This is a genomic window from Ilumatobacteraceae bacterium, assembly GCA_033344875.1.
Taxonomy (GTDB): Bacteria; Actinomycetota; Acidimicrobiia; order Acidimicrobiales; family Ilumatobacteraceae; genus Ilumatobacter.
On sequence record JAWPMO010000001.1, the window covers coordinates 4,185,008 to 4,198,511 of the forward strand.

A 13,504-nucleotide genomic window follows, 5' to 3' on the forward strand; every position below is an offset into this window, starting at 1 on the left:
AAGGCCGGCCACAACGTTCGCCGTCTGCGTCTCACGTGCAGAAGTTGGCCTTGTGACCAGTTGAGTGCCAGGGAGTGGTGTACGACCGGGCGGTGACCTGGTGAGGGTCCACCGGTGATGACGGCCATCGCGTCAGTCTCAAGAAGACAGTTCAACGACTACTTGAGGAGAAGACACGATGACCGTCCCTACCACTATCGACGCGGCTGGCTGGCTGCGCAACTATCTCGAGGCCGATGACGGCGACCAGGACCTGGCGCGTGACATGTTGGCGGCGTTCGTGCAGGCGTTGATGTCGGCCGAGGCGTCGGCTCAGTGCAGCGCCGCGTACAACGAACGCACCGACGAGCGCACGAACAGCCGCAACGGCTATCGGCATCGCGATTGGGACACCAGGGTCGGCACGATCGATTTGGCGGTCCCGAAAGGTGCGTGAGGGCAGCTACTACCCGGTGTGGCTGTTGGAGCATCGCCGCCGCGCTGAACAAGCTCTCGCGTCGGTGGTGGCGCAGTGCTACGTCGAGGGGGTCTCGACGCGCCGGGTCGATGATCTGGTGCGAGCGATGGGGATCGATGGGATGTCGCCGTCGCAGGTCTCGCGGTTGGCCGCCACGCTGGATGCGAAGGTGGCCGAGTTCCGCAACCGACCCTTGGACGCCGGCCCGTATCGGTATGTGTGGATCGACGCCCTGACGCAGAAGGTGCGTGAGGGTGGCCGGGTCGTGAACGTCTCCGCGGTGATCGCGACCGCGGTGAACAACGAGGGGCGCCGCGAGATCATCGGGTTCGACATCGTGACGACCGAGTCGACGGCGTCGTGGACCGAGTTCCTGCGTTCGTTGGTTGCCCGAGGCCTGTCCGGGGTCGAGCTGGTGATTTCCGATGCTCACGGTGGCATCAAGGCCGCGATCGGCCAGGTGCTGGCCGAGGCGTCGTGGCAGCGTTGCCGCACCCATTTCATGGCGAACTTGGCGACGAAGTGCCCCAAGGCGTCGTGGCCGATGGTCGCCACGCTGGTGCGGTCGATCTTCGAGCAACCCGACCGTGACTCGACCTGGTCGCAGCTCTACGACGTCGTCAACAAGTTGCATGGCGCCGGCTTCGCCGAGATCGCCGACAAGGTCCACGACGCCGCCGATGAGATCTTGGCGTTCACGGCGTTCCCGGTCGAGCACTGGCCCAAGATCCGCTCCAACAACCCCCAGGAGCGGCTGAACAAGGAGATCCGCCGGCGCACCGACGTCGTCGGCATCTTCCCGAACAGGGCTGCTGTGATCCGCCTCGTCGGAGCGCTGCTCGCCGAGCAGACCGATGAATGGGCGATCGCCCGGCGCTACATGTCCGCCGAATCGCTCGCCAAGCCCCGCCACACCGAGGAGGTGAACCACGACGAACCCGCCGAGCTCGAAGCCGCCGCTGGCTGAACGAACCCGATCCCAACTGCCGGTCACCGGTCACGCGAATCGGCGGCGACCGGGCAGACGCGCACGCCCCCACACCGACCACGAAACTTCTTGAAGGAGGTGCTTGACACCAGAGCCTGAAACGCGTTCAATGACCGCCGAGCCGAGCAACACAAATCAGCTCACGGCTGACGAGATGACCGTCGACACCGACGCCTCGCACACCACCCCACGGCACTTGACCGGCTCCGAATCCGCCAACGACACCGCCGACACCTCACCACCCGTCACCGACCACGGCAACAACACACCCACCGCCAACAACACACGGCCAAGCCCCGCCCCAACACCACACCGCTCAACCATGACGCCTACCTCTCACTCGCTCACTGACGCCCCAGCCCCCTACCCACCACCACGCCGATCCAAACATCACCGTCACACAGCCTCGACAGAGCCTTTCGTGGTAACGCCGTGGTAACGGACGGCGCAGAATCACTCGTCACAAGACAACACGAGATGGACGGCGAATCGGCGTTTCCCCTGGTAGATCACTACGAGCCAACACGAGGCGACACCAGCTGGACCCGTCCGGGGCGTTTCCTAAACCGTGAGTCGCAGGTTCGATCCCTGCCTGGGGCACGTATCGGCGTCGCACGTGCGGGCCGCCCGCACGGCCCGTTCTGCGCTGGGCCGCGGTTGCACGGGTGGTGCGCCCTAAGGTCGATCCGATGGGTTGGCCACTCCTGTCGCGTCACAGGGAACTCGATCACGTCTGCAGATCGCTGGTGGGCGGCTCGGCGCTCGTCGTCCACGGACCGATCGGTGTCGGCAAGTCGACGCTGCTGTCCGAGGCGATCTCCCGGCTCGAACTGCCGAGCCGATCGGTGATCTGGGCGCACGCCACGGACTCGACCGCGGCGATCCCGCTCAGCCCGTTCGCCGGCCTGCTCCCGGCGACACCGTCGGCCGACCCGACCGCGATGCTCCGGTCGGTACTGGGCGAACTCGAGCGGCGCAGCGCTCGTGACGGCGTCATGGTGGCGATCGATGACGCCCACCTGCTCGACGATGCCTCACTGAACCTGGTCGGGCTGCTCCTGACCCAGCCCTGGGCGCGGGTGGCCATGACCGTGCGCACGGGCGACGGTGCGAGTGCTGGGGTGCTGGCGATCACGCGGCACCCCCGTGTCGAACGGGTGGAGCTGGGTCCGCTCGATCGAGCGGCGACCGCCGAGGTCCTGCGCGTCTCGCTCGGACCGGTCCATGCCGACCTCGAAGCCGAGCTGTGGCAGGCCACGCAGGGGAATCCGCTGCTGGTGCGAGAGTTGATCGAACATCCGGAGGGGCGGTTCGAACCGGACTCCGACGGGTACTGGACCCGCGTGGGCATGCTGGTGCCCCATCGGCTCACCGACCTCGTTCGTGAGCGGATGTCCCGGGTCGACGACGGCCGGCGAGCGGCGCTCGAGGTGGTCGCCGTCTCCGCGCCCGCTCCCTACGCGATCATCGAAGCGGCGCTGGGTCGCGACGTCCTCGCGTCGTTGGAGCACGACGGGCTCGTATCGGTGACCGGGTCGGGAGACGACGCCACCGTACGCCCCGCGCACCCGATCCACGGCGAGATCCTGGTCGCGCACACGGCCGACCGACGGCGACGGGATGCCTACGGGCGCGTGGCCCGAGCCACTGCGGGATTCGACCACTTGATCGACCGGCTGCGGGTGGCCGTCTGGCAACTTCGCAGCGGCACGATCGACGACCCCGCCGTGGCGATCGCCGGAGCGTCGATCGCGCTCGGTCGCCACGACCCGGCGCTCGCCGAGGCCCTCCTCGAGCCGCTCCGCACGGAGCCGCCGTCACCCGACGTCGCGATTCCTCTCGGTCGGGCCATGGCGCTCCAGGGCCGACCCGCCGAGGCCGAGGCAGTCTTCGCCGCGTCGGTACCGTCCGACGACACCGTCGCGACGGAGCTCGCGTCCGCACGGTCGTTCAACCTCGCTTTCGGGTTGGGGCGCGCCGATCTCGCGATCGAACACCTCGCGCTCGTCGCCGGGCAGGTCGCCGACGGCTCGCTGCGGAGTCGACTCGACGCCGAACGCGGCGTCGTCGCCGGCCTCACCGGTGACTTCCAGTTGGCGATCCAGGCCTCCGAGGCGGCGCTCGCGTCATCGGCGGGCGAACGGACACGGACCTCGGCGTACGTGAGCCTCACGCTCGCCAACGCGATGCTCGGCCGGTGCGAGGGGTTCGACGATCTCGTGGCCGCCGGGGTGGAGTCCGCGTCGGCCACGCGCGACCAGCTGCCGTTCGCCCGGGCCCAGATGCTCATCATGCAGGCGCACGCGATGATGGCGGCGGGCCAGTTCGCCGACGCCGTGTCGCTCGTGTCCGACGAACTCGACTCGATGGACGCCGACGAGCCGACGCGCGCACCGTGGTTGGGCACGCTCGCCATCGCGCTCGCTCAGCAGGGGCGCATCCCTGCCGCGACCGAGGCCGCGCGCGCTGCGCACGAGGCGGCGCTCGTCGCCGATCCGTTCGCACTGGTCGATCAGGCGGCGACCATGGAGCGATGGTGTGAAGCGATCGCAGGTCGCCGGTCGACGCCTCCCGCGGGCGGCCCGAATCCCGACGTCCGTGTCGCGGTGTGGGCCGGACGAGCCGACGCATGGTCGATCGCCGCCGCCGGTGACCTCGACGACGCCTCGGAGCGAGCGGTCGCTGCCGGCTCGGTCGCCGTCGGTGCACAGCACCTCGCCTGGGGAGCGATGGCACTCCACGACGCGGTGCGGTTCGATCGCCCCCACCTGGTGGTCGACGCGCTGGAGGCGGCGTCCGCGTCGTCGGGCGCAGGGTTCATCGGCTCGCTCGCCCGACACGCTCGCGCGCTGGCCGATCGTTCCGCCGAGGGGCTGGCGTCACTCGTCGAGACGTTCGGGCAGCACCGGTGCCCGCTACTCGCGGCCGAGGTCGCAGCGCAGCTCGGACGGCTCCTTCACGAGTGTGGTGAACCGATCGAAGCGGCTCGCGCGGCGGCGATCTCGATGACGTGGGAATCGCGCTGTGACGGCGCGGAAACGCCGGCGCTCCGAGCCAGACCGACGCTCGTGGGTGAACGCGAGTGGCAGGTCGCGGCCGAAGCCGCCGAGGGTTGGACGAGCCGCGAGATCGCGGAGCGTCAGTTCATCTCCGTCCGCACCGTCGACAACCACCTCGGATCGACGTACCGCAAGCTCGGGCTGGACGGGCGCGCCGACCTCGCCGACTACTTCGCGACCGACCCCGACGACAGTTGATCTCGAAGGACGCCGGCGACATCGGGTGATCGAACCTCTCGGGTGACGACCTGGGCTATTCGCGGATCTGGGACTGTGTGTACAGCTCGATGCCGATGTCGTCGATCATCGTGATCTGTGTGTCGATCCAGTCGAGGTGCGACTCCTCGCCGATGACGAGCCGTTCGAGCAGCTCGCGGGTGCCGGGGTCGCCCTCGTCGACCGCGAGCGCGACGCCGCGGCGGTAGCGGTCGATCGCATCGACCTCGAGCACGCGATCGACGTCGAGCTGCTCGCGAACGGTTTCACCGATGCGCACGCTGCCGAGCCGTTGCAGGTTCGGCATTCCGTCGAGGAGCAGGATCCGGTCGATCAGGAGTTCGGCGTCGCGCATCTCCTCGAACGACTCCTCCCGATACTTCTTGGCGAGTCGTTGCCAGCCCCAGTTCTCGCAGAGCTTCGAATGGGCGAAATACTGGTTGATCGCCGTCAGTTCGGCGGTCAGGGCTTCGTTGAGGAACTCGAGCATCGCTGGGGAACCTTGCATGAGGCGAACCTACCGGACGATCAGGCGACCGCCAGACGGACCGGGGTGACCGATTCGTCGAGCACGCGCTGGATCGATTCGTGGCAGCCGCCGCATCGTCCGCCGGCGCCACAGCGGTCGGCGACCTCGACGCAGCTGCCCGCCCCCGCCATCACGGCGTTACGGACCGCCCGATCGGAGACTCGTTCGCAATGACAGATGATCATCGCGCCGGGGTCCCGTCGAGTGCGAGGACGAGCGGCACGTGACGCAGGCCGAGGGCCACCGCGGTCGACACCGAGATGCGGCGAGTCGTCGGGGTCCGGTGGCCGGTTCCGTGGATCCACGCCGTCCAACCGGCATCGTCGTGCGGTTCGTGGATCTCGACGTGATGCACCCGCTTGAGCGCTCGGGTCCATTTGGACGCCATCTCGAAGTCGGGTCGGGTATCGACGGTCCGTCGCCCGGCGGATGAGCACAGCTCGAATCGTGCCGGTGCGTCGCCGACGGCGACGGTGGCCCACGCTCGTGCGAGCGGTGCTGCGCTGGGCTGTTGACGCATCGAACTCATCGGGGACTCTTCCGGTCGAACGGTAGGACGGGCTGGACATGGATGTTAACCCGACCTAACGGGTCTCGGCAAGTCTAAAGATTGATAAGTTTGCCTGAACGGTGCGGCCAGCCATCGACAGGGCGTCCGGCGACCCGTACCGTGGTGCACATGTGCCGGAACATCACCACCCTGCGTGGACTCGAACCCTCCGCGACGCCCGACGAGATCGAGGCGGCGGCGCGCCAATACGTCCGCAAGGTGAGCGGCGTCCAGAAGACCTCGGACTCGACAGCGGAGGCATTCGAGCGCGCGGTCGAGATCGTGACCGCGGCCACCGAGGAGCTGCTGACCTTGCTCCCTCCCCGCAAGGTGCCGCCGAAGTCCGAACCGCCATTGCGCAGGATCGCGCGAGCCAGGGCCGTCACGTAGCGATTGCCACGTCGCCCATGACGCGAACGAGCCCGGGGTGTCGATGACACCCCGGGCTCGTTCCGTCACCTCGTCGAGATGAGCGTGTTGTGGTCCCGATCAGCTCGTGGCGGCCACGACTGCGGTGGAGATGGCCAGCGCCGAGGACGGCATGTGCTGGGCAGCGTCACGCAGCAGGTCGAAGACCTGGCCGTCGCCGGCGACGAGGGAGTCGATCGTCGCGGTCAGGGTCGAGATGTGCATGTCCAGGTTCATGACCAGGGCGTCGGCGGGGAGCTCACCGGCGGTGATCTCCTCGAAGAACGCTCCGGCGGCCTGCTGGTAACCCGACAGGTCGGTGAGCGCCTGCTCCTTCATGGCGTCGTCGCCGGTGGCGGCGCCGAGTGTGTAGTCGACGAAGAAGCCGATGTGCTCACGCCACAGGCCGAGGAACGCCTCGGCGTTGTCCGGACCGGCAACGGAGCCGATGACCTCGGACAGAGCGACCGAGTTGGCGTCGAGCGTGGCAGCTGCGGCCTGCACGGCCGGGGCTTCCATGTCGCCGCCGGCTTCGACGGCCTGCTCGATGGTGATGCCGGCGAGGTAGACGTGCTCCTGGAGCAGGTTCGTCAGCACCGCGCGGGTCTCGGCCGGGCCGCTCGTGACGTCACCGGGGAACATCTCCGGGACGGCGTTCGAGATACCGGTCGACAGCAGGAGTGCTGCACCGAACATGTGCTGCGCTGCCTCGCGGAGGTTGTCGAACGCATCCGCCTCGCCGGCGACGACCGAGTCGATCGCTGCGGTCAGGGTGGCGATGTGGCCGTCCAATCCGGCGATCAGGTTGTCGGCCTGGATCTCTCCGCCGGTGATCTCCTCGAAGAACGCGCCGGCGGCCTGCTGGTAGCCCGACAGGTCGGTGAGGGCCTGGTCGACCTTGGCCTGGTCATCGGTCGCCTTGCCGAGCGTGTAGTCGACGAAGAAGCCGATGTGCTCACGCCAGAGGCCCAGGAACGCTTCCCCGTTCTCCGGGCCGGCGACGCTGCCGACGGCTTCGCTCAGCGCCACGGTGTTCTCGTCGAGCGCTGCGATGGCGGCGCCGACCGTGGGGTCCTCGAGGTCGCCACCGGCGTCGACGGCGGTCTCGATCGTGATGCCGGCGAGGTAGACGTGCTCTTGCAGGAGGCTGGTCAGCCCGGCCCGCAGCGTCGAGGCGCCGTCGTCGGTCGTCGGAGCTGCATCGTCGGACATCTCGTCCGACGCATCGTCGGACATGTCATCCGACATGTCGTCGCTCATGTCGGACATCTCGTCGCTCATGTCATCGGACATGTCGGACATCTCGTCGCTCATGTCATCGGACATGTCGTCGCTCATGTCGTTCGCGTCTTCGGTGACCTCGGCGGTCGCCTCGGTGGTGACCGGGTCGGCAACGGGGTCGTCGCCGTTGTCGCCACAGGCGGTGGCCACGAGGCTGAGAGCGGCAACAGAGGCCACGAGGTGCTTGGTGAGGGGTCGCATTGGGTGGTTCCTTTCGGGGTGTGTTCACGGAGATGACCGCTTCAGCGGACCATCGACAGCTGATTCGGAACCCCCGACGGACCGGATTGGGCGGTGGTGACATTTTTCGGTTCGGCACGTGTCCGGAGCGTTCGGCGCCGGCCGGCCGGCAGCCGCCGCCCCGCACCCACCCTCGTTCGATCTCCGCACCGGTCCAATCCGGCGGTCGGGGCAGGACGAACCACTGACATGAACCTTCGCTCCCTCCCCGTCATCGCTGTCGCACTGGTCACCCTCGGTGCCTGCGGGGCATCATCCGACGACGTCACGACGGCCACGACCGCGAGCAGCGTTGCCGATGCTGCCGACGGCACCGCTGCCCCCACCGGCGAGAACGTCGTGACGATCTCCAGCTCTCGCTTCGACCGGTTGGAGCTGCGCATCGCCCCGGGAGAGACGGTCACGTTCGTCAACACCGATGCGTTCGATCACACGGTGACGTCCCGGGACGACTCGCCCGTCGAGTTCGACTCGGGCGATTTCGGTCAGGACGAGACGTTCGAGTTCACGTTCGACGAGCCGGGTGAGTACGCCTACTTCTGCCGCATCCACCCCACGATGCGGGCGGTGGTGATCGTCGAATGACCGCGATCATGTCGGTTCACGCCGCACCGTCCGGGTTCGGCCTGATCGAGCGTGTTGCCGCTCGGCGTCCCCGACGTGGGACGATGGCGGGTATGACTTCTGGTGTCCCCGAACGGGACCTGGCCCGACCCGCGCTCAGCGCGATCGAACGCGCTGCATCCGGCGACCAAGCCGCCTTCGCCGAGTTCTACGACGAGGTCTCCCCCGTCGTGTTCGGCACCACCTTGAAAGTGCTGCGCAACCAGGCGATGGCCGAAGAGGTGACCCAAGACGTGTTCCTCGAGCTGTGGAAGCAGGCGCCTCGCTACGACCGCTCGAAGGGATCGCCGAAGGCGTGGGCGGCGACGATCGCACACCGGCGGGCCGTCGATCGCGTCCGCTCCGAGGAGTCGGCGCGAGCCCGCGACGAGGCCGACGCCAACCAGATCGTGGCCGAACACGACGTCGTCGTCGACGAGGTGACCGCCAACTTCGAGCGTGCGACCGTGGTCGCCGCGCTCGCCCGCCTGTCCGAGGCACAGCGCGAGGCGGTGAGTCTCGCGTTCTACGGCGGCCACACGTACCGCGAGGTCGCCGTCATGCTGGATGTACCGGAGGGCACGATCAAGACGCGAATACGCGACGGCCTCATCCGTCTCCGAGACCTCATGGGAGTCACGCCATGAACACCGACCTCCACTCCCTCGCCGCCGCCTATGCACTCGACGCCCTCGACGACGACGAGCGAGCAGCGTTCGAGGCACATCTCCCTTCGTGCGACACGTGTCCGGCGGAGTTGGCCGACTTCGCCGAGGTCGTGGGTGAACTGGCCGACACGACGAGCGTCGCCGCGCCGGCCCAGGTGCGTGAGCAGGTGCTCGCCCGGATCGACCGGACCGAGCAGGTCTCCACGCCGTCGCCCTCGGCACCGTCCGCTCCGGTCGAGTCCGCCGCTGCCCCGATCGTCAGCCTCACCGAACGCCGACGCCGGAAGCTGTCGGTCGCGAACATGTTGACCGCAGCCGCCGCTGCCGTGCTCCTGATCGTGGGTGCGGTCGTCATGTCGGGCCAAGGCGGGGGGAGCGACTACGACGACGTCGCATCGGCCTCTGATGCGATCGTCGCTCAGCTCGCCGGCGATCGTGGCACGGTCGACGTGGCCTACTCGGCCGAACTCGATCGGGTGGCGCTGCGTGGTGAGGGTCTCGATGACCTCGAGCCCGGCCTGCGTTACGCGCTCTGGGCGATCGCCGACGAGACGCCGATCCCGGCCGGCCTGTTCGACCCCGACGACGGAGCGATCGATGACGCCGTCGACCTCACCGACGTCGATGCGCAGGCATGGGGGATCACCATCGAGCCGGAGACGGGTTCCGACGTCCCGACCGGCGAGATCCTGTACTACGCCGAGACCTGACCCGTCGGCGCCGTCGCCCATGGGCGGTAACGTCGCCGCGTGGCTGCAACTGCTGAGTACGACTTCATCATCGTCGGCGGCGGGTCGGCCGGCTGTGCCCTCGCGAACCGCCTGAGCGCCGATCCGGAGCACCGTGTCCTCGTGCTCGAAGCCGGCCGGACCGACTGGAAATGGGACGTCTTCATCCACATGCCGGCCGCGCTGGCGTATCCGATCGGGAGTCGCTTCTACGACTGGAAGTACGAGAGTGAGCCAGAGCCGTTCATGGGCGGCCGACGTGTGTACCACGCCCGCGGCAAGGTCCTCGGCGGGTCGAGTTCGATCAACGGCATGATCTTCCAGCGCGGCAACCCGATGGACTACGAGAAGTGGGCGCAGCGTCCGGGTATGGCCGACTGGGACTACGCACACTGCCTGCCGTACTTCAAGCGGATGGAGACCTGCCTCGCCGGTGCCGACGACTGGCGCGGCGGCGACGGCCCGCTCGAACTCGAACGCGGCCCGGCGACCAACCCGCTGTTCCAAGCCTGGCTCGACGCCGGCGAGCAGGCCGGGTTCCGTCGCACCGACGACGTCAACGGGTTCCGTCAGGAGGGGTTCGCCCCGTTCGACAAGAACGTCCGGCGCGGTCGCCGGCTCAGCGCCGCCCGGGCCTACCTGCACCCGGTGCTCGACCGGCCGAACCTGACCGTGATCACCCGCGCCCAGGCGAACCGGGTCGTCTTCGAGGGCAAGCGGGCCGTCGGTGTGGAGTACCGACGCAACCTCCGCACCCACACGGTGCGGGGGGCCGAGATCATCTCGTGCGGCGGCGCGTTCAACTCGCCGCAGCTGCTCCAACTCTCGGGCATCGGCGACCGCTCCCATCTCGAATCGCTCGGCATCGACGTCGTGCACGACCTGCCCGGCGTCGGCGAGAACATGCAGGATCATCTCGAGGTCTACATCCAGTACGCGTGCAAGCAACCGGTGTCGATGCAGAAGCATCTCGCCAAGTGGCGGATGCCGTGGATCGGGTTGCAGTGGCTGTTCCGGCGAGGCCCGGCGGCGACCAACCACTTCGAGGCGGGAGCGTTCGTGAAGAGCAATCCCGACGAGCCGTACCCGAACCTGATGTTCCACTTCCTGCCGATCGCTATCCGCTACGACGGATCGGCGCCGAGCGGGCCGATGACGACCGGCGACGGCTACCAGGTCCACGTCGGTCCGATGTTCAGCGACTCGACCGGCACGGTGAAGATCTGCTCGACCGACCCGCGGCAGCACCCGGCGGTGCAGTTCAACTACCTGTCGACCGAGCGTGATCGCCGCGAGTGGATCGAAGCGGTGCGGACGGCCCGTCGGATCCTGAACCAACCGGCGTTCGAGCCGTACAACGCCGGCGAGATCTCACCGGGTGCCGACGTCGAGACCGACCAGGAGATCATGGACTGGGTCGCCCGCGACAGCGAGACCGCGCTCCACCCGTCGTGCACGTGCGCGATGGGTACCGACGAGATGTCGGTCGTCGACCCGGCGACGATGCGGGTGCACGGCGTCGAGGGTCTCCGGGTCGTCGACGCCTCGGTGCTTCCCATCGTGACCAACGGCAACATCTACGCGCCCACGATGATGGTGGCCGAACGGGCCGCCGACCTGATCCTCGGCAACGGCGTGCTGCCACCCGACCACGCCGACGTCTGGGTCGCTCAGGACACCCCGTGAGCGAGCAGCCGAACATCCTGTTCGTGATGGCCGATCAGCTGAGCGCGCTTTTCCTGCGGTGCTACGGCGGCGCCACCGCGATCACGCCGAACATCGACCGGCTCGCCGAGTCGGGTGTGGTGTTCGACACCGCGTACAGCAACAGCCCGCTGTGTGCGCCGGCCCGGTTCTCGATGATGAGCGGGCAGTTGAACTCGAAGATCGGCGCGTACGACAACGCCTCCGAGTTCCCGGCGAGCATCCCGACCTTCGCGCACTACCTCCGAGCGGCCGGCTACCAGACCTGCCTGAGCGGCAAGATGCACTTCGTCGGGCCCGATCAGCTGCATGGCTTCGAGGAGAGGCTCACCACCGACATCTACCCGGCCGACTTCGGGTGGACGCCGAACTGGGGCGACCCCGACGGTCGGTTCGACTGGTGGTTCCACAACCTGGACAGCGTCACGAGCGCCGGTGTCGCCGACGTCTCGAACCAGCTCGACTACGACGACGAGGTGGGCTTCCGTGCGGTTCGCAAGCTGCGCGATCTCGCCCGCACGACCGATAAGCGGCCGTGGCACCTCACCGTGTCGTTCACCCATCCGCACGACCCGTACGTCGCCCGTCGGGAGTTCTGGGACCTCTACGACGGTGTCGACATCCCGCTCCCGGCCACCTCGTCGATGGCCGAGGCCGACGTCGATCCGCACAGTGCCCGGCTCCGGAAGGTGATCGCGGCCGACGTCACCGAGGTGGCCGACGAGCAGATCCGAGCCGCTCGTCGGGCGTACTTCGCGAACATCTCCTACGTCGACCGCTGGATCGGCGAGCTGCTGACGACGCTCGCGCGGCACGACATGCGCGACGACACGATCGTCGTGTTCACCGCCGATCACGGCGACATGCTCGGCGAGCGCGGCCTCTGGTACAAGATGAACTTCTTCGAGCACAGCGCACGTGTGCCCCTCGTCATCAGCGCTCCGAAGCGGTTGGCGCCTGCCCGTGTCTCGACGCCGGCAACCCTGCTCGACATCGCCCCCACGCTGATGGACCTCGCCGGCATCGCTGCAGCACCACAGTTCGACGGTGCGAGCCTCGTGCCGTTCGTGTCGAACCCCGAGCCGGGCCGCACGGTCGTGGGGGAGTACCTCGGCGAGGGCGCGGTCGCTCCGATCTTCATGGTTCGTCGCGACCGGTGGAAGTTCGTCTGGTCGGAGGCCGACCCGCCGCAGCTGTACGACGTGGATGCCGATCCGGCCGAACTGACGAACCTCGCCCCGGTCGGCGAGCACGCCGACACGGTGGCGACGTTCACCGCCGAGGTGTTCGAACGATGGGACCCGGAGCGCATCGACGGCGAGGTCCGCGCCAACCAGCGCGCCCGCGCCGACGTCGACCGGGCGCTCCGGCAGGGCCGCTACCAGGCATGGGACTTCCAACCGACCACCGACGCCGCCGAGCAGTACATGCGCAACCATCTCGACTTGAACGACGTCGAGAGTGGACGCCGAGCCTGAGGACTGGCGTCTCAGGTCAGGTGTTTGAGCAACACGTGCTCGTCGTAGCTGACGCCGTGGTCGTCGTCGGAGTGGATCACCCGATCCGTCACCTGCCAACCGGCTGACTCGTACAGACCGATGGCAGGGACGTTGCCGACCATCGTGTGCAGTTCGAACGTGCGGTGGCCGGCCTCGGACATCTGCGACTCGGCAGCGGCGAGCAACGTTCGCCCGATCCCACACCCCGCATGGTCGGGGTCGACGAACAGGTGCAGGAGCTCATTGCCCACGACGGTCGAGTACCCGACCACCTTCCCGTCACGCTCGGCGACGGTCACCCGGGCATCGGACCCCGGCTCGAGCCAGTCGGCAAACCGTGCGAGGTTGCGATTCGGGTCGAGACGGTCGACGGCCTCACGCGGCGTGACGAGTTCGGCGAACTTCGCCATCCAGCAGCGGTGATGTACCGCGGTCATGGCGACGACGTCGCCCGAGACTCCGGGACGGATCAGATCGATGCTCGTCGACATGCCTGCAGTCTGGTCGATCGGACATCCACCATCGGGTCGACGTGCCGTGGGCGCGACCACCTCGCGACTGTTGCGGACCCGAC

General features: G+C 68.0%; 12 protein-coding genes and 1 pseudogene. 8 read left to right on the forward strand and 5 right to left on the reverse strand.

Going from position 1 to position 13,504, the window contains the following annotated elements; genetic code table 11:
* Positions 1 to 250: 250 nt before the first annotated feature.
* Both R8G01_19940 and R8G01_19945 read left to right on the forward strand, forming a co-directional pair.
* Positions 251 to 1,424 (forward strand): annotated as a pseudogene (locus R8G01_19940) (IS256 family transposase).
* Positions 1,425 to 2,134: 710 nt separating this feature from the next.
* Entirely contained in the window at positions 2,135 to 4,702 is a 2,568-nt protein-coding gene (locus R8G01_19945) for a LuxR C-terminal-related transcriptional regulator (GenBank protein ID MDW3216272.1), read from the forward strand.
* A gap of 55 nt (positions 4,703 to 4,757) precedes the next feature.
* On the opposite strand, the gene bfr is transcribed toward R8G01_19945, so the two are convergent.
* The 3 genes from bfr to R8G01_19960 are packed head-to-tail and all read right to left on the reverse strand — an operon-like array spanning position 4,758 to position 5,778.
* A complete protein-coding gene (gene bfr, locus R8G01_19950) occupies positions 4,758 to 5,228 on the reverse strand; it encodes a bacterioferritin (GenBank protein ID MDW3216273.1) in 471 nt (156 codons plus the stop codon).
* Positions 5,229 to 5,248: 20 nt separating this feature from the next.
* The gene (locus R8G01_19955) at positions 5,249 to 5,434 is read right to left on the reverse strand and encodes a (2Fe-2S)-binding protein (GenBank protein MDW3216274.1); all 186 of its coding nucleotides are present in this window, start codon (positions 5,432 to 5,434) and stop codon (positions 5,249 to 5,251) included.
* Positions 5,431 to 5,778 (reverse strand): hypothetical protein, encoded by a 348-nt coding sequence (locus tag R8G01_19960; protein MDW3216275.1) that lies wholly within the window; start codon positions 5,776 to 5,778, stop codon positions 5,431 to 5,433. Before R8G01_19960 ends, R8G01_19955 begins: the two co-directional genes overlap by 4 nt.
* 150 nt (positions 5,779 to 5,928) lie before the next feature.
* Here R8G01_19960 and R8G01_19965 point away from each other — a divergent pair, with 150 nt between their 5' ends.
* The gene (locus tag R8G01_19965) at positions 5,929 to 6,189 is read left to right on the forward strand and encodes a DUF2277 domain-containing protein (protein ID MDW3216276.1); all 261 of its coding nucleotides are present in this window, start codon (positions 5,929 to 5,931) and stop codon (positions 6,187 to 6,189) included.
* A gap of 99 nt (positions 6,190 to 6,288) precedes the next feature.
* Here the strand turns inward: R8G01_19965 and R8G01_19970 are convergent, their stop codons facing one another.
* On the reverse strand, positions 6,289 to 7,689 hold the full coding sequence (locus R8G01_19970; GenBank protein ID MDW3216277.1) for a hypothetical protein: 1,401 nt from the start codon (positions 7,687 to 7,689) through the stop codon (positions 6,289 to 6,291).
* Between the two features lie 228 nt (positions 7,690 to 7,917).
* Here R8G01_19970 and R8G01_19975 point away from each other — a divergent pair, with 228 nt between their 5' ends.
* The 5 genes from R8G01_19975 to betC all read left to right on the forward strand — a co-directional run bounded on the left by R8G01_19975 (position 7,918) and on the right by betC (position 12,909).
* Positions 7,918 to 8,313 (forward strand): plastocyanin/azurin family copper-binding protein, encoded by a 396-nt coding sequence (locus R8G01_19975; GenBank protein ID MDW3216278.1) that lies wholly within the window; start codon positions 7,918 to 7,920, stop codon positions 8,311 to 8,313.
* A 92-nt stretch (positions 8,314 to 8,405) separates the two neighbouring features.
* Positions 8,406 to 8,978, forward strand: a complete 573-nt coding sequence (sigK, locus tag R8G01_19980; protein ID MDW3216279.1) for an ECF RNA polymerase sigma factor SigK — start codon at positions 8,406 to 8,408, stop codon at positions 8,976 to 8,978.
* Positions 8,975 to 9,709 carry an anti-sigma factor gene (locus tag R8G01_19985; protein MDW3216280.1) on the forward strand — a complete coding sequence of 245 codons (735 nt, stop codon included), beginning with the start codon at positions 8,975 to 8,977 and terminating at the stop codon, positions 9,707 to 9,709. Before sigK ends, R8G01_19985 begins: the two co-directional genes overlap by 4 nt.
* A 39-nt stretch (positions 9,710 to 9,748) precedes the next feature.
* The gene (gene betA, locus R8G01_19990) at positions 9,749 to 11,413 is read left to right on the forward strand and encodes a choline dehydrogenase (GenBank protein ID MDW3216281.1); all 1,665 of its coding nucleotides are present in this window, start codon (positions 9,749 to 9,751) and stop codon (positions 11,411 to 11,413) included.
* Positions 11,410 to 12,909, forward strand: a complete 1,500-nt coding sequence (gene betC / locus R8G01_19995; GenBank protein ID MDW3216282.1) for a choline-sulfatase — start codon at positions 11,410 to 11,412, stop codon at positions 12,907 to 12,909. Before betA ends, betC begins: the two co-directional genes overlap by 4 nt.
* A gap of 11 nt (positions 12,910 to 12,920) precedes the next feature.
* Here betC and R8G01_20000 read toward each other — a convergent pair whose 3' ends face one another.
* On the reverse strand, positions 12,921 to 13,421 hold the full coding sequence (locus R8G01_20000; protein ID MDW3216283.1) for a GNAT family N-acetyltransferase: 501 nt from the start codon (positions 13,419 to 13,421) through the stop codon (positions 12,921 to 12,923).
* Positions 13,422 to 13,504: the final 83 nt, after the last annotated feature.

Bases quoted from the DNA above. Each gene is read 5' to 3' on its own strand.
- R8G01_19945 (MDW3216272.1), top strand. From the start codon at position 2,135: ATGGGTTGGCCACTCCTGTCGCGTCACAGGGAACTCGATCACGTCTGC.
- bfr (MDW3216273.1), bottom strand. From the start codon at position 5,228: ATGCAAGGTTCCCCAGCGATGCTCGAGTTCCTCAACGAAGCCCTGACC.
- R8G01_19955 (MDW3216274.1), bottom strand. From the start codon at position 5,434: ATGATCATCTGTCATTGCGAACGAGTCTCCGATCGGGCGGTCCGTAAC.
- R8G01_19960 (MDW3216275.1), bottom strand. From the start codon at position 5,778: ATGAGTTCGATGCGTCAACAGCCCAGCGCAGCACCGCTCGCACGAGCG.
- R8G01_19965 (MDW3216276.1), top strand. From the start codon at position 5,929: ATGTGCCGGAACATCACCACCCTGCGTGGACTCGAACCCTCCGCGACG.
- R8G01_19970 (MDW3216277.1), bottom strand. From the start codon at position 7,689: ATGCGACCCCTCACCAAGCACCTCGTGGCCTCTGTTGCCGCTCTCAGC.
- R8G01_19975 (MDW3216278.1), top strand. From the start codon at position 7,918: ATGAACCTTCGCTCCCTCCCCGTCATCGCTGTCGCACTGGTCACCCTC.
- sigK (MDW3216279.1), top strand. From the start codon at position 8,406: ATGACTTCTGGTGTCCCCGAACGGGACCTGGCCCGACCCGCGCTCAGC.
- R8G01_19985 (MDW3216280.1), top strand. From the start codon at position 8,975: ATGAACACCGACCTCCACTCCCTCGCCGCCGCCTATGCACTCGACGCC.
- R8G01_20000 (MDW3216283.1), bottom strand. From the start codon at position 13,421: ATGTCGACGAGCATCGATCTGATCCGTCCCGGAGTCTCGGGCGACGTC.